This window comes from Psychroflexus sp. S27, assembly GCF_002810405.1.
Taxonomy (GTDB): Bacteria; Bacteroidota; Bacteroidia; order Flavobacteriales; family Flavobacteriaceae; genus Psychroflexus; species Psychroflexus halocasei_A.
In genome coordinates this window covers 149,515-172,224 of sequence record NZ_NEXQ01000019.1, presented here as the reverse complement: position 1 = coordinate 172,224, position 22,710 = coordinate 149,515, and the positions used below count along the sequence as shown (strand labels likewise).

Sequence of the window (22,710 nt, the reverse complement as noted above, 5' to 3'; positions counted from 1 at the left end):
GTAAGTATTTAAAAGTTATTTCAAAGCTTATCAATGAGTTTCAAAAATCATTTCATTTGTAAAACAAGTTTTTGCAATTGCTTGTTATTTTTTGTTGACTTAATTTCCAGTAAAAGTTGATTATTTTCAAAATCAAATTCAATCAATCCATAGCTTATTTTTGGAACAACCTTCCCCACTCTATATTCATTCTCTTCACCAGAAAAACCAGTATAAGCATGTGTTAATCCACTGGACGTAAAATCGGTTAAAGGCACATCTAAACCTTCAATTTCTTTTTGAGAAAATTCCGAAATATGTCTGTCTCCACTTAAAATTAAAGGATTTTTCACTTGACGTTTTACTAATAAATTTTCTAATTTTTCAACTTCAGAAGGAAAGTTACCCCAAGTTTCAAAACCATGTTGATGAGAAAGGACTTGAATACTCGAAACAATTAAATGATAATCTGCATTGCTTTCCTTCAACTCTTCATCCAACCATTTCCATTGTTTTTCTCCTAATAAAGTCAGTTCAGCATCTTGAGAAGCTTTATAACGTTTGGATTGATTTGAAGATTTTTGTAAATCTGATCTGAAATAACGCGTATCTAAAATAATCACTTTAATCTCATGACCTTTAACTTTAATAATTTCACTGCTGTAAATGCCTTTTCGATTTCTTCTTTCTGAATCTTCAACATCTAAAAAATCGAGAAGCAATTGTTGACTCTGATCTTTATATTCCCAATTGACTCCACCGTCATTCAAACCGTAATCATGATCATCCCAAGTTCCGTAAACTTTATTATCAAGTTGATAAATAAATTTCTGATAATAAGCATTCGTTTTCTGCTGTGCGTACATACGCTCCATCTCATCCATATCCTCTGTGTCAGCATAGATATTATCACCTCCCCAGATAAAAGCATCAGGATTTTCAGAACCTATCAACTCCCAATAACTTTGATCTTTGTCTTGTAAATTACAACTCCCAAAAGCAATTTTAAATAAATCATCTTCACTTGGTTTTTGTGTGGTTTTACAAGAAAGAAATATGAGTGAAAGACTTAAAAATATAAATTTTTTCATGATCGATAATTTTTAGTAAAAATACAATAATATCATAAAGCTATGTGATGTTTTTATTACATTTGAAACTATGAAAATTTTTGAACTAAACGGCCTAAAATCTATTCTTGAAAAGAGTAAAAACATCATTATTGTTGCTCATAAAAATCCTGATGGTGATGCCGTTGGCTCATCTTTGGGACTCAGCTTACTTTTAAAAGAAGCCTTTACTGATAAAAACATTCAGGTTGTTTTACCGAATAAATTTCCTGAATTTTTGGAGTGGTTACCAAAACAAGAACAAATTCTATTTTTTGATCAAAACAATAGTGAAGCAAAAAAATCAATTAATAATGCTGATCTCATTTTCACTTTAGACTTCAACAGTTTTGGAAGAACTGGAGAAATGGCTGAAGAATTAGAGCAATCAAAAGCTGATTTCGTGATGATTGATCATCACCAACAACCAGATGATTATGCAAAATTCACTTTCAGTGACACCTCGATAGGTTCAACTTGCGAAATGATTTATTTAACGATTCAGCATTTAGGTTATGAAAAATTTCTCACTAAAGAAATCGGGGAATGCATCTATACTGGTATCATGACAGATACTGGTTCTTTTAAGTTCTCGAGCACAAGTAGTCAAACGCATCGCATTATCGCAGATTTAATTGATCTTGGTGTCGAAAATTCTAAAATCCATCAAAACACTTTTGATAATAACAGTTTAAGTCGTTTGCAACTCATGGGAATTGCCATGAGCAACTTAAAAATTATCGCTGAAAAACATGCAGCCTATATTACTTTATCTCAAGAGGAATTAGACTTAAATGATTTTAAAAAAGGTGATACTGAAGGTTTTGTCAATTATGCGCTTTCTCTAAAAGGAATTAATTTGGCAGTCATTTTTATTGAAAATAAATCTGAAGGAATTATCAAAATTTCTCTGAGATCTATTGGTGATATTGATGTAAATACACTTGCTAGAAAGTATTTTAACGGTGGTGGTCACCAAAATGCAGCGGGAGGAAGAAGCGAACTTTCCATGTCAGAAACAATCACTAAATTTGAAAAAATCTTAACTGATGAATTTTAAAACTAAAACAATTTTGAGTTTAGTTTTTGTAGGTCTTATGTTTAGTTCTTGCAAAACATCGCCAGAGCCTCGTAAACCTGTAACAACCAAATCTGATTCTTTTATTCAACAATCGATAAAACGCAACAAAGCCATTGTTAAAAAAGAAGAAGAATTAATCAAGAAAATAATTGATGCTGATACGACAAAACAATATTTTTCATCAAAAAATGGTTTTTGGTACGCTTATAATGTTTCCAATTCAAAAGACAGTATCACGCCAGACATCGGTGATGAAGTTGAGTTTAACTACAGCATTTTAAGTTTAAAAAATGACACAATTTACAGCCGTGCCGAGTTAGGCGAGCGCGCCTTAATTATCGATAAAGAAAATATTTTTTCTGGTTTGCGACAAGGTCTTAAATTAATGAAAATAAATGAAACTGTAACCTTTTATTTCCCATCACACAAAGTCTATGGTTACTACGGCGATAAGCAAAAAATCGGAAGAAACGTTCCTATAAAATCAATTGTAACACTAAATAAAATCACAAAAGATGACACACCTTAAAAAAATGAAATTACTTCCATTATTGATGTTGGTTTTTGCCTTCACATCATGCAATGAATATCCTGATTTAGAAGACGGATTATATGCGAAATTCAACACAAATCATGGTGAATTCTTATTAAAATTATACCATGACAAAAAACCTATTACAGTAGGTAACTTTGTCGCTTTAGCAGAAGGGAATCATCCAGATGCTGATGATGAATTTAAAGGAAAACCTTTTTATGATGGTTTGAAGTTCCATAGAATTATCGACGGATTTATGATCCAAGGAGGTGATCCACAAGGAACTGGACAAGGAAGCGCTGGCTACAAATTTAACGATGAGTTTGACTCGAGTTTAACGCATGATAAAGGCGTGATTTCGATGGCCAATTCTGGACCAAATACAAATGGAAGTCAGTTTTTTATAACAGTTGCCCCAACTAAGCATCTTGATGGAAGACACTCCATATTTGGAGAAATTGCTCAAGGAGAAAAAGTTGTTGATTCAATTGGAAAAGTTGAGACAACAAAACCTGGTGACAAACCAGTGAATGAAGTGGTGATGGAGAAAGTTGAAATTATCCGTGTTGGAAAAGAGGCTAAAAACTTTGATGCGCCGCAAGCTTACAAAGGTGGACTTGAAGCTATTAAAAAAGAAAAAGAAGCTGAAAAAGCAGAAGTTGTGAAAACAATTGAAGAAATGAAAGCTAAAATGGAAACTTCTGAAAGTGGATTGATGTACTACATCGAAGAAAAAAATCCAGAAGGCAAACAAGCTGAAGCGAGCAAAACAGTGAGAGTTCACTACGCCGGTTATTTAACTAATGGAACTAAATTTGACTCTTCATTTGATCGTGGTCAACCAATTTCTTTCCGTTTAGGAACAGGTCAAGTGATCAAAGGTTGGGATGAAGGCGTTGAACTTCTTAAGGAAGGAGAAACAGCACATTTATTAATTCCTTCTGACTTAGCTTACGGTAGCAGACAACGCGGTCCGATTCCTGCAGATGCTACACTTTACTTTAAAGTTAAATTGGTAGAAGTTCTTGATAATTAAATTGTATTCTGACAGAATATCTTAAATTGGCTGCAAATTATTGCAGCTTTTTTTTATGACTCATTTTTACTCAAAAGCACTATTATTACTTTTCTTTATAAGCCTTGTCGGGTGTCAATCATACCGCGTTAAAGAACAAAACAACGACATCATCAGTTTTATTGATGAAACAACTGTTAGTGAATCAGAAATTGAAAAATTTCCTGATTTCGGTGGAATCTCCAGTATTGATTATTTAGGAGACGACACTTACATTATGGTATGTGATGCACCGTCTGATCCGCGTATTTATAAAGCTGAAATAAAGATAAATCAAGATCAAATTTCTTCATTTAAAATTTTAGAAGAAATTAAAATTGATATTCCAAAAGAGCATCAAAACAAAGCTTTTGACTTGGAAAGCATGAGATATGACCAAGCAAATAATGTTTACTACATAGGAAGTGAAGGAAGAATTTTAGCTAATAAAGAAGGTTTTATCATGGTTTTAGATGCTGATTTTGAAATTAAAAATATCTATAATTCTCTGAAACACTTCACAATTGAAAACTCAAGAAACAATGGGCTTTTAGAAGGTCTTAGCACAGATTTAAATCATGAAGGATTTTGGTTTGTTAATGAATTACCTCTAAAAAATGATGGCCGCGAACCAGGTTTATTTAACAGCTACTCGCCTATCAGAATGAGTTATTTTGATTTGAAAAAAGAAAAAATATCTCAACAATTTGCTGTTGATCTTGGTCGGATTTCGAAAATCCCTTTTCTACCATTTAAAGTAAATGGCGTTACAGATATCCTTCAACTTAACGAAAATCAGTTTTTATTTCTAGAACGCGCTTATTCTGCTGGCCATGCGAATAAAGGAAACAACGTCAGAATTTTCATGATTGATATTTCCCAAGCAACTGATGTTCTTGACATTGAAAGTTTAAAAACACATAAAAAAGAAATTCAACTGGTTGATAAAAAACTTATATTTGATTTTAAATCAGTGAAAAATAAATTGACTGATAAGATTATCGATAACATTGAAGGTATCACATTTGGTCCAAAATTACCAAATGGTCAACAAAGTTTGCTCTTAATGTCGGACGATAATTTTAGTAGTTTTTCTGATCAAATTAATCAGGTTATTCTGTTAAAACTTAACTTATGAGAAAAATACTACTCCTCTGCTTGCTCACGTTTATCAGCTTTTCATGTAAAAAAGACAAGAAAAAAAGCACTGATGAAAAAGTAACTAAAAAAGAAATTTCCAAATTTCCTTTTGAAGTTCCAAAAAACAGAACTAAACAAGAAACAATTTATTACATCATCAGGCATGCCGAAAAAAATACTGAGAACAAAAATGAGAAAGATCCATTTCTAACAGAGCAAGGCATAACTAGGGCTAATGATTGGGCTGATTACTTTAAGGATAAGAATATAGAACAAATTTTCAGTAGTCAATATAAGCGCACCACGCAAACTGCAATCCCGACTGCTTCGCTTAAACAATTGAATATCAAAGATTACGACTCAAATGCTGAGCGTATTTATTCAAAATCTTTTTGGCTACAAACTTATGGGAAAGTCAATTTAATTGTTGGTCATTCAAACACAAACCCGAGAATTGTCAACGAGATTCTCGGATATTCAAAATATGATGATATCGATGAAAGTGTACACGATAAAGTTTTTAAAGTTGTGATTACTAAAGATCTTAAAATTCAAGATCAAATCAAAAGTCACTCAATTTCGACATCTACTGACAATCAAGATTAAGCTTCTCAACTGACATATTTTTATTAATAATTTCAGATAACTTGATCAGCTTATCATTATGATAATCCTTTAATAATGTCTCTAAATCAACATCAATAGATTCAGGTCTATAATTATCATAATCAACAAAACGAACACCGTCTATTTTCTGTGGGTTTTTAGCGGCTCTAAAACGAACACCTCCATTATTCATTTTAAATGAATATGCAAAATAATCCATTGCGAAATCATCTTTGTTAAACCAGTACATATAAACATCTTCGTGGTCAACACCTCCACCTTCTTTCTTAAATTTCACCTCAACAACATGATAAGATTGATCTCTAAATGTTTGTGATTCTTTTAATTCTTTCATCACCGCGCCATCATTTAAACGCATTGGTAATTGCATAAAATAAAAAACAGAGTTAATCGATTCCGATAATTTAAAAGCAGTTGAGTCTGCAACTTTAATATCATTACCAGATACTGACCGTTTAAAATCAGAATTATGAAGAACATCTAAGGTGTCATTTTTTTCTCTAGAAAATTTAAAACCATTACAAGTTGCTTCACTTTCAAGATGGAAATCTCTAAAATCAAAAATTATTTTTGAATTCTTATAAGCATCAGTACCGTTAAATTCAATCGCTTTATCGACGATAGTTTGCGCTGTTAATTCTTTAGGTTTGGAAGACTTATCTTCTTTTTTTTCAGATTGACATGATGCTAATACAAAAATTAAAAAAACTGAAGCTATGGAAAACTTTTTCATAATCATTTAATGTTTAGAGATTAACTCAAATAAAATCATATTTAAACAAAGTCAAAGGGTTTAAGTAAAAATTTAAGAAATATTCCAAGATATAATCCTATTTTTGAGATCGGTTAAAAAGAGATATGGCAAAAAATAAAATTAATATACAGAATAAAAAAGCAAGATTTAATTACGAGATTTTAGACAAATTCACGTCAGGAATTGTTCTTGCAGGAACTGAAATAAAATCGATTAGAGAAGGAAAAGCGACAATTGCTGAAAGCTTTTGTGAGTTTAATAATAAAGGAGAGCTTTTCATTATCAATATGGATATTCAACAATATTCGCATGCTTCACATTTTAACCATCAACCTAAAAGCTCAAGAAAATTATTATTAAATAAACGTGAGCTTAAGAAGCTTTATAAACAAGTGACAAATACAGGATTGACAATAGTGCCTCTAAGACTTTTTATCAACGATAGAGGGTTTGCAAAGTTACAAATCGCACTTTGTAAAGGTAAAAAGCTTTACGATAAAAGAGAATCGATTAAAGAACGTGACACTAAACGAAGACTGGATCGCATCAAAAAAGCATATTAAAAAAAGCCCTTGAAAAAGGGCTTTTTAGTTATTTAGTCTTAGAATTTATAGCGGAATATTCCCATGCTTGCGGTTTGGCCTCAGCACTTCCTTATTTTCTAACATCGCAAAAGCCTTAATTAATTTACGGCGTGTTGTTTTTGGCATAATCACTTCATCAACAAAACCACGTTGAGCAGCTTTGTAAGGATTGGCAAAAGCATCAGCATATTCTTTTTCTTTTTCAGAAAGTTTGATTTCGGGATCTTTCGCCGCTTGTATTTCTTTTCTAAAGATAATCTCACTCGCACCTTTTGCACCCATTACAGCAATTTCAGAAGTTGGCCAAGCATAGTTTAAATCTGCACCAATATGTTTTGAGTTCATCACATCATAAGCGCCACCGTAAGCTTTACGCGTAATTACAGAAATACGCGGCACAGTTGCTTCACTTAAAGCGTAAAGTAACTTCGCACCGTTTAAAATAATACCATTCCATTCTTGATCTGTTCCTGGCAAAAATCCAGGGACATCAACTAAAACGAGTAAAGGAATATTAAAAGCATCGCAAAATCTGACAAAACGTGCTGCTTTTTTAGAAGCATCAACATCAAGTACACCAGCCAAACTCATCGGTTGATTCGCAACAATACCAACTGAACGACCTCCTATTCTTGAAAAACCAACAATGATATTGTCAGCATAATCTTTATGAATTTCAAAGAAAGAATCTTCATCGATAATTCCATTGATCACCTCATGCATATCATAAGGTTTATTCGCATTTTCAGGAACGATATCCTCTAAAGCTTCTCTGACTTCATCTTGAATATGATACTCTAATTTTTCAGGTTTTTCCTGGTTGTTTTGAGGCATATAACTCAATAAAGTCTTGATGTTTTCTAAACATTCAACATCATTAAGCGCAGTTAAATGTGTCACACCAGATTTGGTTGAATGCGCACTTGCACCACCTAATTCTTCGGCTGTTACTTCTTCATTCGTTACTGTTTTAACGACATTTGGTCCAGTCACAAACATATAACTTGTGTTCTCGACCATAATTGTAAAGTCTGTCATGGCTGGAGAATAAACAGCTCCACCAGCACAAGGCCCCATAATTGCTGAAATTTGAGGCACAACACCTGAAGCTTGTACATTTCTGTAAAATATATCAGCATATCCCCCAAGTGACCTAACGCCTTCCTGGATACGTGCACCACCAGAATCGTTTAAACCGATAATTGGAGCACCAACTTTAACAGCGTGATCCATGACTTTACAGATTTTCTCAGCATGAGTTTCAGACAAAGCGCCACCAAAAACTGTGAAATCTTGCGCGTAAACATAAACTAAACGCCCATCAACAGTTCCAAAACCAGTGACAACACCATCTCCATAATACACTTGATCCTGCATATTAAAATCGGTCGTTCGGTGTGTCACAAACATGCCGATTTCTTCAAAAGAACCTTCATCTAAGAAATATTCAACACGTTCTCGCGCTGTCAATTTTTTCTTCTCGTGCTGCTTGTCAATTCTTTTTTGACCACCACCGAGTTTAGCTTGTTCTATTTTATGATTTAATTCATCTATTTTCTGACTCATGTTATTCTGCTTTAGTTTCAGGAATTCGTAATTGATTTTGATCTTTCAGATAAGCTCTTAACGCAATCATTGCTGCTAATTTCGCTTCATCCTTTTGTTCTTCTTCAAGAATTTCTGGCGTGTAATGATGTTTAACAAAATGTGTATCAAAATGACCAGATCTAAAGGCTTCATGCTGACACACGAATTTACCAAATGGTAATGTTGTCGCAACACCTTCAACTTCGTAAGCGTCGATAGCTGAAATCATTTTCTGGATTGCAGCCTCACGATTATCATCATAAGTGACTAATTTTGAAATCATTGGATCATAATAAATCGGGACTTCCATGCCTTCTTCAAATCCATCATCAACACGAATACCTTCACCTTTTGGGGCTTTATATTTTTCTAATAAACCAACACTTGGCATAAAATCATCAGTTGGATCTTCAGCATAAACACGTAATTCTATTGCATGTCCTTTGATTTTCAAATCCTCTTGTTTGATATTTAACTTTTCACCACGTGCAACTTTTATTTGTTGTTCAACTAAATCAACACCTGTTATTAATTCAGTGACTGGATGCTCAACTTGCAAACGCGTATTCATTTCTAAAAAATAAAAATTCATTTGCTCGTCCATCAAAAACTCAACAGTTCCGGCACCAACATAATCACAAGATTTAGCGACATCAACTGCAGCTTTTCCCATTTTCTCTCTCAGCTCTGACGTTAAAATAGCCGAAGGTGCTTCCTCTACAACCTTCTGATGACGACGCTGTACAGAGCATTCTCTTTCAAAAAGATGAATGACATGTCCATGAGTATCTGCCAAAACTTGAATTTCGATGTGTCGCGGAGAACCAACATATTTTTCTATAAAAACGGCACCATTACCAAATGCAGATTCAGCTTCACTGATGGCACGTTTCATTTGGTTTTCGAGATCTTTTTCAGACTCAACAACTCGCATTCCTTTACCGCCACCACCTGCAGAAGCTTTAATTAAAATAGGATAACCAATATTATCAGCAATTTCTTTTGCTTTATCAACATCGGTAATAGCTTCATCAATACCTGGCACCATTGGTATGCCATAGGATTTTACAGTTTCTTTTGCAGAAAGTTTATCTCCCATAACTTTGATAGCATGAGATTTTGGTCCGATAAAAATCAAACCACTATTTTCTACTTTTTCAGCAAAATCAGCATTTTCACTTAAAAAACCATAACCAGGATGAATGGCATCAACATTTAGTTTTTTTGCTTCATCAATAATTTTATCACCTAATAAATATGATTCATTTGAAGCAGCTTTACCTAAACAAATTGCTTCATCAGCGTATTTAACATGAGGTGAACTTCTGTCAACTTCAGAGTAAACAGCAACACTTTTGATGCCCATTTTTCTGATTGATTTCATGATTCTCAATGCAATTTCACCTCGATTTGCAACTAATATTTTTTTCATTTTGTGTCTTCTTTTGGGTTATTCCATCTCAATTAAGAGTTGGTTTTTTGTCACTGTCTCTGATTTGTTAACACTGATTGACTTAATTACTGCATTACGAGGAGCAGTAATCGCATTTTCCATTTTCATGGCTTCTAAAACTAAAAGCTGATCGCCCTCAGAAACTTCATCACCCTCAGAGACATTAATATCTAAAATCAATCCTGGCATTGGTGCTTTGATGTCATTAACAACTTGTGAAGCTGCAAGTGACAAGCCCATTTCTTTAATCAACAAATCAAGATCATTTTTAATACTGACCACGTAAGTGTTAGCGTTGATTTTAATATTGTATTTTTTGTTTAAAAAATCAGATTTAAGAATTTCGGATTGAACTGATTCGTTATTTTGTAAAATATGTAGTTTGTTTTTTGATTCTTGGACGTCAAGAGATTGAATTTCAGCTTCAGAAAATTCAAAATCATGAGCATCGTTTACTTTAGCTCTCAGATTTTGTCCCATAAATATGTCATATTAATTTGTCGTAAATATAAGAATATATGAATAATTCAGGTCTAAATCGATGACTCTGTCATTTGAAACTTAGATTTTTCCCCTTTTAAATGGTGCTTTAGTTTGAGCCAAAAAATCTTGAGGATAATTTTCGACACCATCAAACCCAAGTTCTATGTCTTTACCTTCTTTAGGAATATAGGCTGTTTTAAATAAATAATCCCATAAACTAAGTGTCAAGCCGAAGTTCATTCCGTATGGATGTTTTTCAGGAAGCGCTTTAGCATGATGCCAAATATGCATTTTAGGATTATTAAAAATGTAACCTAAAAACCCATAATCCCAAGATAAATTTGCGTGGTTAAGATGACCTACAAATAAAGCAAACATATGAACAACAATAAATTGTTCAATCCCGAAACCAATCATCGCTAAAGGAATATACTGGGCGCTTTTATAAAAAATTGTTTCCATGAAATGAAAGCGAAACTGTGCAGCAAAACCCATTTCTTGAACGCTGTGATGCACTTTATGAAATTTCCACAGCCAAGGTTGTTTATGTAATTGAATATGCACATTCCACTGAATAAAATCGGAAATCACAAACATGATAAGCAATTGCAACCAAGCGGGAAACGACTGAACTTCAAATGCAATGATATTTTCGATGCCAAATAATCCCAAAAAATCATTAAACAATTCGACGCCAACATTTGAAATTGCATTATAACCAATCAATGAAAATAAAAAGAAATTGAAAAACACATAAAAAGCATCTAACCAAAATCCTTTTCTAAAAATTTTCTGTCCGCGACGACAAGGCAAAATAATTTCAAGTGCTAATACTAAAAACGATAATGCTAAAAGCCAATAGAAATAATTACCCCAGCTTGGGTTAGAAATTTCAGAAACTAAATAATGGTAATATCCTGAAAATGAATCTAAAATAATTTTGAAGTAACGCTCAAACATATTGCAAAAATACGATTTTGAATAAAAATTAAAGCGTACATAAAACTAAAAATAGTTTTAAAATTTTATAAGGTTTAGCAAGCTTCACCAAACCAAATAATCAATTGATCTTTGACAATTATCATTGCTTTAGTAATAAATTCTAAATATTTTTGAAATAAATACTAAATTATGGAAAGTCTAATTTCTAAATATAATGTCCCAGGCCCAAGATATACAAGTTATCCAACGGTTCCTTACTGGGAAAACGAATCGTTTACAACACAAGCTTGGATTGAAAGTTTAAAAAAACAAGACAGCAACGCCTTAAGTTTATACATTCACCTTCCTTTTTGTGAAAGCTTATGCACATTTTGCGCTTGTAATAAACGTATTACAAAACGACATGAGGTTGAAGATCCTTATTTAAAATCTGTTTTGAAAGAATGGAAAATGTATTTGGAAGTTCTTAATGAAAAGCCACAGATTAAAGAAATTCATTTAGGTGGAGGAACACCAACATTTTTCTCACCTGAAAACTTAGAATATCTTTTAAAATCTATCCTTGACACCGCAATTGTCACTGATGATATTGAGTTTAGCTTTGAAGGTCACCCGAACAACACAACGGAAGATCATTTAGCAACTTTAAATAACCTTGGTTTTACAAGAGTGAGTTATGGTATTCAGGATTACAACCCAAAAGTTCAAATTGCCATTCACAGAATTCAAAGTTTTGAAAATGTCAAAAAGGCAACCGAAAATGCTAGAAAACTAGGTTACAAGTCAGTTGGACATGATATCATTTTTGGTTTACCTCTGCAAACACTTGATGATGTGATTAACACCATCAATTACACTAAAGAGTTGATGCCAGATCGTATCGCTTTCTATAGTTACGCTCACGTGCCATGGACGAAAGGAAATGGACAACGCGGATTTAGCGAAGACGATTTACCTACGCCAGAAGAAAAAAGAAAACAATACGAAACTGGTAAAAAAATGCTCGAAGAAATCGGATATATGGAAATTGGTATGGATCACTTTGCATTGCCTGATGATGATTTGAGTATTGCTTATAAAGAAGGTTATTTGCACAGAAACTTTATGGGTTACACCATTACTAATACAAAAACAATGATTGGACTTGGTGTTTCGGCAATAAGTGACAGCTGGACAGCTTTTGCTCAAAATGAGAAAAAACTCGAAGATTATTATGCTAGATTAGAAGAAAATGTGCTACCTGTGGCTAAAGGACATTTATTAAATGAAGAAGACTTAATTATTCGTCAACAAGTTCTTAATTTAATGTGTAACTTTGAAACATCTTGGTCAAAAAATGAAGAAGAAATGATTAATTTTGATCAAATTATAGAAGGATTAAAAGAATTTAAGAATGATGGTTTGTTAGAATATACTGATCACTCTGTGAAAGTTCACGATAAAGGTCGCGTTTTTATCCGTAATATTTGCATGGCTTTTGACCTCAGGTTAAAACGTGCAAAGCCGCAAACCAAACTTTTCTCAATGACAATCTAAAACAATTAATATAAACTAAAAAACCCAAAGAAAATGAAAAATATACTCGTACCAGTCGATTTTTCTCAACCCTCAGAAAATGCTCTTAGAGTTGCTGCAAAATTAGCAAAGAAAAATAATGCTAAGATTCTATCTCTTCACGTTGTTGAACTTGCTGAATCTCTTTTTGGTAGTGGACAGTTTAACGTGGATAACGAAGAAATCGTTTTCTTCATGAAATTAGCAAAGAAAAAATTTGAAGAATTTTTAGACAAAGACTTTTTAAAAGGTGTTGACATCGCTCACGACATTGAAGTTGGTTCAACGACATTTGCCATAAATGATATTGTTGAAAAACAAAATATTGATCTTATTGTGATGGGTTCTCAAGGTGTTAGCGGCTTAGAAGAAGTTATGATAGGTTCAAACACTGAAAAAGTTGTAAGACACTCTGAAGTTCCTGTTCTAGTTGTAAAAAATGATATCAAAGATTTTGACTTTAAAAAAGTTTTATTTGCAACTAATTTTGATCTTAAGAATGTTAAAGCTTACAACAAAGCAAAAGAATTTGCAGATAGCTTTGATGCTCAGATGAAACTTGTTTACATCAATATGCCTGGAAACCAGTTTTACAGCTCAGATGAAATCAGAGATCACATGCGTAAATTTTTAAATGAAGTTGAAATTCCTTTAAATAATGAAAACGTAAAAATCTATAATGATTATTCAATTCAAGAAGGTGTTTTAAACGCTTCTCGCTATGAAAAATTCGATTTGATTGCGATGCCAACGCATGGTCGTAAAGGTTTAGCTCACTTCTTCAACGGAAGTATCGGTGAAGATGTCGTTAACCACTCTGATTTACCAGTGATGACATTCAAAATTGGAAATTAAATCTATAAGATTTTAATAATATTAAAAAAGGTCTCATTTATTAAAATGAGACCTTTTTTTGTGTCAATCTAAAAATATATAAACTAAAACGATTGGATAATCTTAATCAGATCGTCTTTTTGAGAAACGCCACTTTGACGCCACTTCTGTTCTCCTCTTTTATAAATGATTAAGGTCGGAACACCTTTTACTTGAAACTTTTGAGCTAAACTTTGATTTTTATCAACATCTACTTTAATGATCTTGACATTATCTCCTAGCTGCTCTTTCACTTCTTTCAGAATTGGTGATAAAGCTTTACAAGGTCCACACCAATCAGCATAGAAATCGACAAGAACAGGAACTTCACTCTGTACTATAGCATTAAATTTCTGACTCATATTATTGATCTATTAAAGTGAATTTTAATTAAAATTATAGAGGTCAGTATATAAATACGTATCTTTACTTGCAGTAAATATAAGAAAATATGGACATTTTTAAAGGACAAAATCTTCTAGAGTTCGCTGATCGATTCAAAACCGATCGAGATTGTAAACAATATCTTGCTTCGATTAAGTCCAAAAGTGGCTTTAAATGTACTCGATGCAACCATAATGCCTGTCAATTGCGTAAAGATTTTGCTATACAATGCAATATTTGTCGCCACATCGAATCTGCTACAGCCGAGACCCTTTTTCATAAGGTAAAATTTGGAGTACGAAAAGCGTTTTTTATCTGTTTTGAAATGGCTACCACTACAAAGAGTTTATCTGCCAGTTATATGGCTGTACGATATGGAATAACCGAAAAAACAGCAAGGCTGTTTATGCTAAAAGTAAGGGAAGCTATGGCTTCAAGTGGGAACAACCCGATGGACGGCGATGTTCACGTTGATGAATTCGTTTTGGGAGGAAGAGACGAGGGAAAAACAGGGAGGAGTTATGATGGCAAGAAAAAGAAGGCAATCACAGCTGTTCAACTGACCGAAGAGGGAAAAGTAAGACGGATGTACGCCATGAAAATTGATGATTTTTCCGCACATTCACTGCAATATATTTTTGTAAACCACATAAGCCGTGAAGCTAAGGTTACAACTGACAAATGGCGAGGTTACAGACCAATATCAAAGGCATATAACATTACACAAATTGAGAGCAACAAGGGCATGAACTTTAAAGCAATCCATACAATGATACACCAGATAAAGTCTTGGATAAGAACTACTTATTCTTGGGTAAGCGATAAAAATCTAAACAGGTATTTCAATGAGTTCTGCTTCAGGATTAACAGATCTCAAAGTAAAGCTACAATATTCAATAATCTAATAACGAAAATGGTGAAGGGAGAAATTATTTATCAATCAAAATTAATAAGTAATTAACTACTTACCTCTATAAAATTAATTTCCAAATCTCTCAAACATCGCTTTGTTTAAATCTTCTTGATGATCTGGATGGGCAATCGAAATCATAGCTTTTGCACGTTGTTTTAAACTTTTACCATATAAGTTAACAACACCATATTCTGTCGCGACATAATGCACGTGAGCTCTCGTTGTTGTCACACCAGCACCTTGATGCAAGTGAGGTACAATCTTCGTAAGGCCTTTTGTTGTTGCGGCTGGCATAGCTATAATCGGCTTACCACCTTCTGAAAGTGATGCCCCACGAATGAAATCCATTTGACCGCCAACACCAGAAAACTGACGTGTGCCAATAGTATCAGCACATATCTGCCCCGTTAGATCAATTTCAATAGCAGAATTAATCGCTGTTACTTTAGGGTTTTTTCTAATTAAAGCTGTGTCATTTGTATAAGAAGCTTCCTTAAAATGAACGTAAGGATTCTCATCTACATAATCGTAAAGTTTCTGAGATCCCATTGCAAAACAGGTTACAATTCTTCCTGGTTTCACGCGTTTATGTTCTCCTGTGATTATTCCTTTTTCAACTAAAGGTAAAATTCCATCAGAAAACATTTCTGTGTGAATTCCTAGGGCTTTATGGTTATTTAAATTTGCCAAAACAGCATTTGGGATAGCGCCAATACCCATTTGAAGTGTAGCGCCATCTTCAACGAGTTCTGCAACATGTGCCCCAATTTTAGCTTCGATTTCGCTTGGTGCTGCTAAATCGTGGACAAATAAAGATGTATCAACCTCAACTGCAGCAGTTATTTTGCTGACATGAATAATTCCGTCACCGTGTGATCTCGGAACATTTGGATTCACTTGAGCGACAACTTTTTTTGCTTTTTCAATAGCTGAAAGTGTAATGTCAACAGAAGTTCCTAATGAACAATATCCATGTTTATCAGGAGGTGAAACTTGAATAAAAGCAACATCAAGTGGTAAAATATCACGTTTAAAAAGTAAACTGATTTCACTCAAAAAAATCGGGATATAATCACCATGTGGAGAGTTGACTGCATGTCTAACGTTTCCTCCTACAAAAAAACTATTGAGGTTAAAAGCACTCGAGTAAGGCTCTTGAGTATATTTCGCATTTCCGTCGGTATGCATCTGCACAATTTCGACATTATTGAGTTCTTGGTATCTTTCTGATAAGGCATCGATCAACATCAAAGGCGTCATTGCTGCACCCTGGAAGAATACGCGATCACCACTATTGACAATCGAGACAGCCTTTTCTTTACTTATATATTTCATCATATTTTATTTTTTTTAATAACATTCCATATTAGATTCAACCTTTTGCTCAACAGGTTTTGGCGAAACATAAGGAATTCCTAGTCCCATTCCTCTTAAAATAAAAAGAATTCCAATTAGACCGACAGCATAAGGAATTACTTTTTTTAAATTCAACTTGAGTACATTCTGTGTAAAAGATTTCAAATAAATCACAAAAGTCATCATCGGTAAAGTTCCTAAACCAAATAATGCCATATATAAAGCACCATTGACAATATCACCGGTTGCCACTGAGCCAAAAACTGCCATATAAACTAGCCCGCATGGTAAAAACCCATTGAGAAAACCGATTGAGAAAAAGGTATCTAAACTTTTCTTTTTAAAGCTAGCGCCAAGTTGTGCTTTAATTTTGGTAATCGCACGATAAAAAGGTTGTGATACTTTAAATCTGCTTAAAAATTTTTGAGGAATCAACACAGATAAAAGCATGATTGCCCCAATGGCAATCGATAAATGTTGTTGAAAACCGAAGCTTGCTATACTTTCTCCTAACAGGCCGAAAAGTAAGCCAATAATCATATACGTTAAAATACGACCACTATTATAAAGTAATATTTGTAGGAATTTTAGGCTTTGATTGGTTCTGCTAACAGGCAGCATTAATGCGATTGGCCCGCACATACCAACACAATGTAAACTTCCTAAAAACCCTAGTATGAAAGCGGACCAAAGCATTAAAACAAGAATTTTTCAGCAACCATATAATCTTGACCTTCGTATTGAAACTTCAAAGTAGCATCCCATCTTCCTTCTTCTAAAAGATCATTTGGTAATGTAAATTGTAAGCTTGAGAGATCTAAGTCAATCGTAAAATCTTGCTCTTTATCAATTGGGCGATACATAAATAATTCGCCAGATATTTTTTTATGATCAAAATTATCTGGAAAAGTTACTTTGAGTCCCAGATTTGTTTTTTCAATTGTCACGCGTTCATCAAGAGCGAGTGCATTTTTCTTTTGGTCAATATCATTCTGAAGCGTCAAATCTTTTTCATAATAAGATTCGACAACAAGGTCATTATTATACTTATCATCTGTCATCATCGTGATAACGAAATACATAATAAAGCTGATAAAAAGTACAAAAGCAATAACGATGGATTGACCCCAATTTAATTTCATAATTATACATTTGAAGTGTTACAAATTTCTAGTAAAATAGTCTTTTTTTCTATGATAGTTGTCATGTAGTTGACAGATATTCTAAAAGAAACAGCCTCAAAACTAAAGCTTATTAGTAAACAATAAAATAGCTTTGATAGTTTTGAGGCTGTCTCTGAATTTTGAAGTAATTGAATATTATTTAAATAAACGAGGTCCCATAAAATTGGCTTTCGCTTTATCAATAAGTTCGCCGTCGCTGTAAACACCGATTTCAACATCATTGAGTTCGCTGTCTATTAAATTAGAAGGAATTTCAATAAAAAGCGTTCCTTCAGATAAGCCTTGTTTAGGTACGGAGAAGTTTGCTCCTTTTACAAGTTTTAACTGTCCATCTTCATGTGATAACAACTTAAACTCAACTTTATCAATATCATGAGTTGTTTTGTTAATCAGTTTATACGTGTAAACATTACTAATATTTCCGTTTTTCTGCGTTTCATAAGTCTGTCCAGGTAAGCGTAAAAGCTTCGCTTCAACACTTGTTCTAATAAATAGCATCCCGATAAGAATACCAACTAACACAGTTAAAACAACTGAATAAGCTTTCATTCTTGTATTGAAAACAAAAGGCTTTTTCTCTTCGATATTCTCTTCACTTGCAAAACGAATTAATCCTCTTGGGTAGTCAACTCTGTCCATAATTTCATCACAAGCATCTATACAAGCAGTACAATTGACGCACTCGAGTTGTGTTCCATTTCGGATATCAATGCCTGTTGGACAAACGTGAACACATTGATTACAATCAATACAATCGCCGTGGCCTAAAGCTTCACGATCTTCGTTTTTTCTAAACTTTTTACGACCATTTTCAGCTTCTCCGCGCTTGTGGTCATAAGCAACAACAATTGTTTTCTTGTCAAGCAATACACCTTGCAAACGTCCATATGGACAAGCAATAATACAGACTTGCTCTCTGAACCATGCAAACACAAAATAAAAAACTGCCGTAAAAATAAGTAAAGGAATAAATGTTCCTAGATTTTCTAAAGGTCCTTCTTGAACGTATTTAAATAACTCATCACTTGAAATTAAATAAGCTAAAAATACATTAGCGATTAAAAAAGAAATGAAAGCGAAGATTGTCCATTTTGTCCCTTTTTTGATAATCTTTTCTTTCTTCCATGGCATTCTGCTAAGTCGCATTTGCTTTCCTCTATCGCCTTCAATTGCATATTCGATACGTCTAAAAACCATTTCCATAAAAATGGTTTGTGGACATATCCAACCACAAAAAACACGACCAAAAGCAACTGTGAAGAAGGCAATAAAAATAATGCCTATAATCATAGAAATTACAAAAAGATAAAAATCTTGAGGCCAAAAAGGAAATCCAAAAATATTGAACTTTCTTTCTAAAATATTAAATAGTAAAAATTGGTTTCCATTAATTTTAATAAATGGAGATATAAACAAAAAGGTAAGCAAAAAGTAGCTTACCCATTTTCTATAATCGTACAAGGCACCCGATGGTTTTTTGGGATAAACCCATTCTCTTTTTCCATCTTCGGTTAAGGTGCCTATACTATCTCTAAATTCTTCATTATTGTCGGTACTCATTATTTTGTATTTTAATTATCATCTGGAGTCCAAATGATATCTCCTTCTGCCTCTTTTGGATCGGTAGGAGATGTGCCATTAAGGCTAATTACATAACTAGCAGTTTTTTGCATTTCAGATGGAGATAAATCATTTTTCCATGCAACCATTCCTTTTCCTGATCGCCCACCTTCACTAATTGTTTTATATACATTTTGAATGCCTCCACCTAAAATCCAGTGATCATCAGTTAGATTTGGACCAATACCTCCACCACCATCAGCTTTATGACAAGCAACACAGTTCGTGTTGTATATAGTTTTCCCTTCGTTTAAATCACTCGCATCCGTTAGAAGAGTCACTGTTTCGAAATTAATTAAATCTTTAGCTGTTCGTTTATATTCTTCAATTGCGGCTTCAGCTTCAGCAACCTCCATTAAATATTCTTCTTCTTGTGTGTAATCATTATAAATATGAAATCTGATCATATAAATTGCTGCAAAAACAATACTTGCGTAGAAGCTATACAACCACCATGGCGGCAACTTATTATCAAGCTCTGTAATTCCATCATACACGTGATCTAGCTCAATTTCACCTTCTTGCTCAATAGATTTAGATCTCGTCATTTTACTTAAAATAGACTGAATCTTTTGTTCAAATTTGGTGCTTTTGTGTGCTTCTAATTCGTGGTAGCGCGCTTTCTTTTCTTCAGACAAAGATTTGTATAAAGTTGAGTGAAGTGCTGCCACAGAGGCTTCAATAGCAACTGCAAAAAGTAAAACAATACCCAAGAATAGCCAAGTTTTCGGATATTCAACAACAGCCCAATGCCCGGGATCTGTTTCTAGTAAGAATTCAACACCTAGAAAGGCAATTCCTACCAAAACGATAATTCTTAAAATAGATGCTGTGTTTCTCATGATTCGTCTTCGTTTTTAAGGTCTAATGGCAACTCACTTAGCGCCTTTATGTTTTTCTTGTTATAAGTCATTACCCACCAAAATAATCCTACAAAGAATGTAAAAAAGATGAGCAGAGCAATGATGGGATAGAGTTCTATCCCATTTATTGTTTCTAGATTTTCTTTAATAAATTTCAACATAGCTATGATATTTAGTTAGAAGCTGTTTCTTCTGAATCATCAACTTTGATATCTGTTCCTAATCGTTGCAAATAAGCAATTAATGCAACAATTTCACGATCTTTCATTTCTACAAATTCTTCTCCGTTAGCAGCAGCTCTTTCTTTACTTGCCTCATAATTTTTTACAAAGTCAGGATCTGTGTAAAGATTTTCAACAATTTCAGTTCCTTGCTCTGTCATATGTTGCTGTGCATTTTCAACTTCTTCTAGTGAATATGGCACACCTAATTGTACCATCGCACGCATTTTTTTCTCCGTCAATGATTTATCAAGTTCACTTTCAATAATCCATTGATAACTTGGCATTATTGAACCTGATGAGGTACTTTGAGGATTATACATGTGGTTGAAGTGCCACGTATCAGAGTACTTCCCACCAATACGATGCAAATCTGGTCCTGTACGCTTACTTCCCCACAAGAACGGGTGATCGTAAACATATTCACCACCTTTTGAATATTCTCCATAGCGTTCAACCTCTGACCTAAAAGGTCTGACCTGTTGAGAGTGACAGCTCACACATCCTTCACGGATGTAGAGATCTCGTCCTTCTAGTTCCAGTGGAGAATATGGTTTGACACTGGTAATTGTAGGGACGTTCGAGTCAATCATTAAGGTTGGTACAATTTGTACAATACCACCAATCAAAATAGCGATAGTTGCTAAGATTGCTAATTGAATTGGTTTTCTTTCTAACCAAGTATGGAAACCTTCTCCTGCTAAACGACCTTTAGAAATTTTCTTTAATGCTGGAGCTTCAGCTAGTTCATCTTCAACTTTAGATCCAGCTTTAGCAGTTCTATAAATATTATAAATCATAATGAAAACACCAATGATATAAAGCGAACCACCAATAGCTCTCATCGCATACATTGGCATAATCTCTGTCACAGTTTCTAAGAAGTTGCCGTAAACCAAGGTTCCATCAGGATTAAATTGCTTCCACATTGAAGCTTGTACAAATCCAGCAACATAAAGCGGTAATGCATAAAGAACAATACCTAAAGTCCCTACCCAGAAGTGTGCATTTGCTAATCCTGTAGAGTGTAATTTTGTTTTAAATAACCTTGGCGCTAACCAGTAAATCATACCAAATGCTAAGAAACCATTCCAAGCAAGCGCACCAACGTGAACGTGAGCAATAATCCAGTCTGTAAAGTGTGCAATCGCATTAACGTTTTTCAGAGATAACATCGGCCCTTCAAAAGTTGCCATTCCATAACCTGTAATAGCAACAACCATAAATTTCAAAACAGGATCAGTTCGTACTTTATCCCAAGCACCACGTAAAGTCAAAAGACCGTTAATCATACCTCCCCAAGATGGCATTAAAAGCATAATAGAGAATGTTGTTCCTAAACTCTGAGCCCAATCCGGTAAAGCGGAATACAATAAGTGGTGAGGTCCAGCCCAGATATAAATAAATATCAATGACCAGAAGTGAATAATCGATAGTTTGTAAGAATAAACAGGTCTATTCGCTGCTTTAGGAACGAAGTAATACATTAAACCTAAAAACGGTGTTGTTAAGAAGAACGCCACAGCGTTATGTCCGTACCACCATTGCACTAAAGCATCCTGAACACCAGCATAAATTGAGTAACTTTTAAACAAGCTAACAGGCAACTCTAAATTATTAAAAATATGGAGGACTGCAACAGTAACAAAAGTTGCTAAATAGAACCAAATTGCAACGTAAAAGTGTCTTTGGCGACGCTTAATCATTGTACCGATTAAGTTCCAACCAAAAGCAACCCATACAATAGTAATTGCAATATCAATAGGCCATTCTAGTTCAGCGTATTCTTTTGTTGAAGTAAAACCCATGGGAAGCGTAATCGCCGCTGCAACAATAATTAGCTGCCACCCCCAGAAGTTAAGCTTACTCAAAGCATCACTATACATTCTAGCTTTAAGAAGACGTTGAGTTGAGTAATAAACTCCTGCAAAAATTGCGTTCCCTACAAATGCAAAAATAACTGCATTTGTATGAAGCGGTCTTAAACGACCAAAACTCAACCATGAAATACCATCAGTTAAGTTTGGGAATAAAAACAGGAGAGCTAATAATAAGCCGACTGCCATACCTACAACACCCCAAAATATTGTAGCATAAAGGAAATTTTTTACGATTTTATTATCGTAATGAAACTGTTCTAATTCCATAGTTATACTTGTTTGTGTTTATGATTTGATTGACTTGATTTTTGTTTTTTTTCAACTTTTTCTTCAGATTTCTTTTCCTCGTCAACGAGCTCGTCGTCAAAAAGCATTCTTACTGAAGGCGTGTAAGCATCATCATATTGACCTTTTTTTACAGATAACACGAAAATCACAAAAAATACGATTGCGATAGTGATACTGATAGCAAGAAGTCCGTAAATGGCACTCATTTTTAAATAATTTTTTCAAAAATAATATGATAAAAAACAT

General features: G+C 33.8%; 24 protein-coding genes. 9 read left to right on the top strand and 15 right to left on the bottom strand.

The genetic code is table 11. The features are described from left to right. Positions 1-47: 47 nt before the first annotated feature. Complete coding sequence (locus CAP47_RS03505) at positions 48-1,070, bottom strand: alkaline phosphatase D family protein (protein WP_100775402.1); 1,023 nt, start codon at positions 1,068-1,070, stop codon at positions 48-50. Positions 1,071-1,140: 70 nt separating this feature from the next. On the opposite strand from CAP47_RS03505, the gene CAP47_RS03500 reads away from it, so the two are divergent. Genes CAP47_RS03500 through CAP47_RS03480 form a run of 5 tightly spaced genes read left to right on the top strand, consistent with a single transcriptional unit; the run spans position 1,141 to position 5,504 of the window. Further along, a complete protein-coding gene (locus tag CAP47_RS03500) occupies positions 1,141-2,148 on the top strand; it encodes a DHH family phosphoesterase (RefSeq protein WP_100775401.1) in 1,008 nt (335 codons plus the stop codon). Continuing rightward, positions 2,138-2,698: a gliding motility-associated peptidyl-prolyl isomerase GldI gene (gldI, locus tag CAP47_RS03495; protein ID WP_100775400.1), complete on the top strand. Its 561-nt coding sequence runs from the start codon at positions 2,138-2,140 to the stop codon at positions 2,696-2,698. Before CAP47_RS03500 ends, gldI begins: the two co-directional genes overlap by 11 nt. Beyond that, the gene (locus CAP47_RS03490; protein WP_100775399.1) at positions 2,685-3,740 is read left to right on the top strand and encodes a peptidylprolyl isomerase; all 1,056 of its coding nucleotides are present in this window, start codon (positions 2,685-2,687) and stop codon (positions 3,738-3,740) included. The genes gldI and CAP47_RS03490 overlap by 14 nt, the downstream gene beginning before the upstream one ends. A 55-nt stretch (positions 3,741-3,795) precedes the next feature. Further along, entirely contained in the window at positions 3,796-4,896 is a 1,101-nt protein-coding gene (locus tag CAP47_RS03485; RefSeq protein ID WP_100775398.1) for an esterase-like activity of phytase family protein, read from the top strand. Next, positions 4,893-5,504, top strand: coding sequence for a SixA phosphatase family protein (locus tag CAP47_RS03480; protein WP_100775397.1), 612 nt, complete (start codon positions 4,893-4,895; stop codon positions 5,502-5,504). The genes CAP47_RS03485 and CAP47_RS03480 overlap by 4 nt, the downstream gene beginning before the upstream one ends. Here the strand turns inward: CAP47_RS03480 and CAP47_RS03475 are convergent. Then, positions 5,485-6,258 (bottom strand): DUF6503 family protein, encoded by a 774-nt coding sequence (locus tag CAP47_RS03475; protein WP_153043483.1) that lies wholly within the window; start codon positions 6,256-6,258, stop codon positions 5,485-5,487. The two genes, CAP47_RS03480 and CAP47_RS03475, sit on opposite strands and share 20 nt — an antisense overlap. 125 nt (positions 6,259-6,383) lie before the next feature. Here CAP47_RS03475 and smpB point away from each other — a divergent pair, with 125 nt between their 5' ends. After that, positions 6,384-6,842, top strand: coding sequence for an SsrA-binding protein SmpB (gene smpB / locus CAP47_RS03470; RefSeq protein WP_100775395.1), 459 nt, complete (start codon positions 6,384-6,386; stop codon positions 6,840-6,842). Positions 6,843-6,887: 45 nt separating this feature from the next. Here smpB and CAP47_RS03465 read toward each other — a convergent pair whose 3' ends face one another. From CAP47_RS03465 to CAP47_RS03450, 4 genes are all read right to left on the bottom strand, one after another. Next, on the bottom strand, positions 6,888-8,429 hold the full coding sequence (locus tag CAP47_RS03465) for an acyl-CoA carboxylase subunit beta (RefSeq protein WP_100775394.1): 1,542 nt from the start codon (positions 8,427-8,429) through the stop codon (positions 6,888-6,890). A gap of 1 nt (position 8,430) precedes the next feature. Further along, on the bottom strand, positions 8,431-9,882 hold the full coding sequence (gene accC, locus CAP47_RS03460; protein ID WP_100775393.1) for an acetyl-CoA carboxylase biotin carboxylase subunit: 1,452 nt from the start codon (positions 9,880-9,882) through the stop codon (positions 8,431-8,433). 18 nt (positions 9,883-9,900) lie between these two features. Then, positions 9,901-10,383 (bottom strand): acetyl-CoA carboxylase biotin carboxyl carrier protein subunit, encoded by a 483-nt coding sequence (locus CAP47_RS03455; protein ID WP_100775392.1) that lies wholly within the window; start codon positions 10,381-10,383, stop codon positions 9,901-9,903. An 81-nt stretch (positions 10,384-10,464) separates the two neighbouring features. Beyond that, on the bottom strand, positions 10,465-11,346 hold the full coding sequence (locus tag CAP47_RS03450; protein ID WP_100775391.1) for a sterol desaturase family protein: 882 nt from the start codon (positions 11,344-11,346) through the stop codon (positions 10,465-10,467). 171 nt (positions 11,347-11,517) lie between these two features. Here CAP47_RS03450 and hemN point away from each other — a divergent pair, with 171 nt between their 5' ends. Together hemN and CAP47_RS03440 are read left to right on the top strand one after the other, a co-directional pair. After that, positions 11,518-12,864, top strand: coding sequence for an oxygen-independent coproporphyrinogen III oxidase (gene hemN, locus CAP47_RS03445; RefSeq protein ID WP_410523956.1), 1,347 nt, complete (start codon positions 11,518-11,520; stop codon positions 12,862-12,864). 33 nt (positions 12,865-12,897) lie between these two features. Then, positions 12,898-13,737, top strand: a complete 840-nt coding sequence (locus CAP47_RS03440; protein ID WP_100775389.1) for a universal stress protein — start codon at positions 12,898-12,900, stop codon at positions 13,735-13,737. 83 nt (positions 13,738-13,820) lie between these two features. Here the strand turns inward: CAP47_RS03440 and trxA are convergent, their stop codons facing one another. Continuing rightward, positions 13,821-14,117: a thioredoxin gene (trxA, locus tag CAP47_RS03435; protein WP_100775388.1), complete on the bottom strand. Its 297-nt coding sequence runs from the start codon at positions 14,115-14,117 to the stop codon at positions 13,821-13,823. A gap of 89 nt (positions 14,118-14,206) precedes the next feature. Between trxA and CAP47_RS03430 the strand changes: the two genes are divergently transcribed. Further along, a complete protein-coding gene (locus CAP47_RS03430; RefSeq protein WP_100775387.1) occupies positions 14,207-15,100 on the top strand; it encodes an IS1595 family transposase in 894 nt (297 codons plus the stop codon). Positions 15,101-15,118: 18 nt separating this feature from the next. Here CAP47_RS03430 and CAP47_RS03425 read toward each other — a convergent pair whose 3' ends face one another. The 8 genes from CAP47_RS03425 to ccoS all read right to left on the bottom strand — a co-directional run bounded on the left by CAP47_RS03425 (position 15,119) and on the right by ccoS (position 22,670). Beyond that, on the bottom strand, positions 15,119-16,387 hold the full coding sequence (locus CAP47_RS03425; protein ID WP_100775515.1) for an acetyl-CoA hydrolase/transferase family protein: 1,269 nt from the start codon (positions 16,385-16,387) through the stop codon (positions 15,119-15,121). Positions 16,388-16,402: 15 nt separating this feature from the next. Beyond that, the gene (locus CAP47_RS03420) at positions 16,403-17,104 is read right to left on the bottom strand and encodes a sulfite exporter TauE/SafE family protein (RefSeq protein ID WP_093240616.1); all 702 of its coding nucleotides are present in this window, start codon (positions 17,102-17,104) and stop codon (positions 16,403-16,405) included. After that, on the bottom strand, positions 17,104-17,550 hold the full coding sequence (locus CAP47_RS03415) for a FixH family protein (RefSeq protein WP_093240620.1): 447 nt from the start codon (positions 17,548-17,550) through the stop codon (positions 17,104-17,106). The genes CAP47_RS03420 and CAP47_RS03415 overlap by 1 nt, the downstream gene beginning before the upstream one ends. A gap of 177 nt (positions 17,551-17,727) precedes the next feature. Next, positions 17,728-19,152 (bottom strand): cytochrome c oxidase accessory protein CcoG, encoded by a 1,425-nt coding sequence (gene ccoG, locus CAP47_RS03410; RefSeq protein ID WP_100775386.1) that lies wholly within the window; start codon positions 19,150-19,152, stop codon positions 17,728-17,730. An 11-nt stretch (positions 19,153-19,163) separates the two neighbouring features. Further along, positions 19,164-20,054 carry a cbb3-type cytochrome c oxidase N-terminal domain-containing protein gene (locus CAP47_RS03405; protein ID WP_100775385.1) on the bottom strand — a complete coding sequence of 297 codons (891 nt, stop codon included), beginning with the start codon at positions 20,052-20,054 and terminating at the stop codon, positions 19,164-19,166. Continuing rightward, entirely contained in the window at positions 20,051-20,236 is a 186-nt protein-coding gene (locus CAP47_RS03400; RefSeq protein WP_093240628.1) for a CcoQ/FixQ family Cbb3-type cytochrome c oxidase assembly chaperone, read from the bottom strand. The genes CAP47_RS03405 and CAP47_RS03400 overlap by 4 nt, the downstream gene beginning before the upstream one ends. An 11-nt stretch (positions 20,237-20,247) precedes the next feature. After that, entirely contained in the window at positions 20,248-22,443 is a 2,196-nt protein-coding gene (gene ccoN / locus CAP47_RS03395) for a cytochrome-c oxidase, cbb3-type subunit I (protein WP_100775384.1), read from the bottom strand. A gap of 2 nt (positions 22,444-22,445) precedes the next feature. Beyond that, positions 22,446-22,670, bottom strand: coding sequence for a cbb3-type cytochrome oxidase assembly protein CcoS (ccoS, locus tag CAP47_RS03390; protein WP_093240635.1), 225 nt, complete (start codon positions 22,668-22,670; stop codon positions 22,446-22,448). Positions 22,671-22,710 lie beyond the last annotated feature (40 nt).

What these genes read in the sequence shown, in the direction of transcription:
- CAP47_RS03505 (WP_100775402.1), bottom strand. Translation starts at nt 1,070, where the DNA reads ATGAAAAAATTTATATTTTTAAGTCTTTCACTCATATTTCTTTCTTGT.
- CAP47_RS03500 (WP_100775401.1), top strand. Translation starts at nt 1,141, where the DNA reads ATGAAAATTTTTGAACTAAACGGCCTAAAATCTATTCTTGAAAAGAGT.
- gldI (WP_100775400.1), top strand. Translation starts at nt 2,138, where the DNA reads ATGAATTTTAAAACTAAAACAATTTTGAGTTTAGTTTTTGTAGGTCTT.
- CAP47_RS03490 (WP_100775399.1), top strand. Translation starts at nt 2,685, where the DNA reads ATGACACACCTTAAAAAAATGAAATTACTTCCATTATTGATGTTGGTT.
- CAP47_RS03485 (WP_100775398.1), top strand. Translation starts at nt 3,796, where the DNA reads ATGACTCATTTTTACTCAAAAGCACTATTATTACTTTTCTTTATAAGC.
- CAP47_RS03480 (WP_100775397.1), top strand. Translation starts at nt 4,893, where the DNA reads ATGAGAAAAATACTACTCCTCTGCTTGCTCACGTTTATCAGCTTTTCA.
- CAP47_RS03475 (WP_153043483.1), bottom strand. Translation starts at nt 6,258, where the DNA reads ATGAAAAAGTTTTCCATAGCTTCAGTTTTTTTAATTTTTGTATTAGCA.
- smpB (WP_100775395.1), top strand. Translation starts at nt 6,384, where the DNA reads ATGGCAAAAAATAAAATTAATATACAGAATAAAAAAGCAAGATTTAAT.
- CAP47_RS03465 (WP_100775394.1), bottom strand. Translation starts at nt 8,429, where the DNA reads ATGAGTCAGAAAATAGATGAATTAAATCATAAAATAGAACAAGCTAAA.
- accC (WP_100775393.1), bottom strand. Translation starts at nt 9,882, where the DNA reads ATGAAAAAAATATTAGTTGCAAATCGAGGTGAAATTGCATTGAGAATC.
- CAP47_RS03455 (WP_100775392.1), bottom strand. Translation starts at nt 10,383, where the DNA reads ATGGGACAAAATCTGAGAGCTAAAGTAAACGATGCTCATGATTTTGAA.
- CAP47_RS03450 (WP_100775391.1), bottom strand. Translation starts at nt 11,346, where the DNA reads ATGTTTGAGCGTTACTTCAAAATTATTTTAGATTCATTTTCAGGATAT.
- hemN (WP_410523956.1), top strand. Translation starts at nt 11,518, where the DNA reads ATGGAAAGTCTAATTTCTAAATATAATGTCCCAGGCCCAAGATATACA.
- CAP47_RS03440 (WP_100775389.1), top strand. Translation starts at nt 12,898, where the DNA reads ATGAAAAATATACTCGTACCAGTCGATTTTTCTCAACCCTCAGAAAAT.
- trxA (WP_100775388.1), bottom strand. Translation starts at nt 14,117, where the DNA reads ATGAGTCAGAAATTTAATGCTATAGTACAGAGTGAAGTTCCTGTTCTT.
- CAP47_RS03430 (WP_100775387.1), top strand. Translation starts at nt 14,207, where the DNA reads ATGGACATTTTTAAAGGACAAAATCTTCTAGAGTTCGCTGATCGATTC.
- CAP47_RS03425 (WP_100775515.1), bottom strand. Translation starts at nt 16,387, where the DNA reads ATGAAATATATAAGTAAAGAAAAGGCTGTCTCGATTGTCAATAGTGGT.
- CAP47_RS03420 (WP_093240616.1), bottom strand. Translation starts at nt 17,104, where the DNA reads ATGCTTTGGTCCGCTTTCATACTAGGGTTTTTAGGAAGTTTACATTGT.
- CAP47_RS03415 (WP_093240620.1), bottom strand. Translation starts at nt 17,550, where the DNA reads ATGAAATTAAATTGGGGTCAATCCATCGTTATTGCTTTTGTACTTTTT.
- ccoG (WP_100775386.1), bottom strand. Translation starts at nt 19,152, where the DNA reads ATGAGTACCGACAATAATGAAGAATTTAGAGATAGTATAGGCACCTTA.
- CAP47_RS03405 (WP_100775385.1), bottom strand. Translation starts at nt 20,054, where the DNA reads ATGAGAAACACAGCATCTATTTTAAGAATTATCGTTTTGGTAGGAATT.
- CAP47_RS03400 (WP_093240628.1), bottom strand. Translation starts at nt 20,236, where the DNA reads ATGTTGAAATTTATTAAAGAAAATCTAGAAACAATAAATGGGATAGAA.
- ccoN (WP_100775384.1), bottom strand. Translation starts at nt 22,443, where the DNA reads ATGGAATTAGAACAGTTTCATTACGATAATAAAATCGTAAAAAATTTC.
- ccoS (WP_093240635.1), bottom strand. Translation starts at nt 22,670, where the DNA reads ATGAGTGCCATTTACGGACTTCTTGCTATCAGTATCACTATCGCAATC.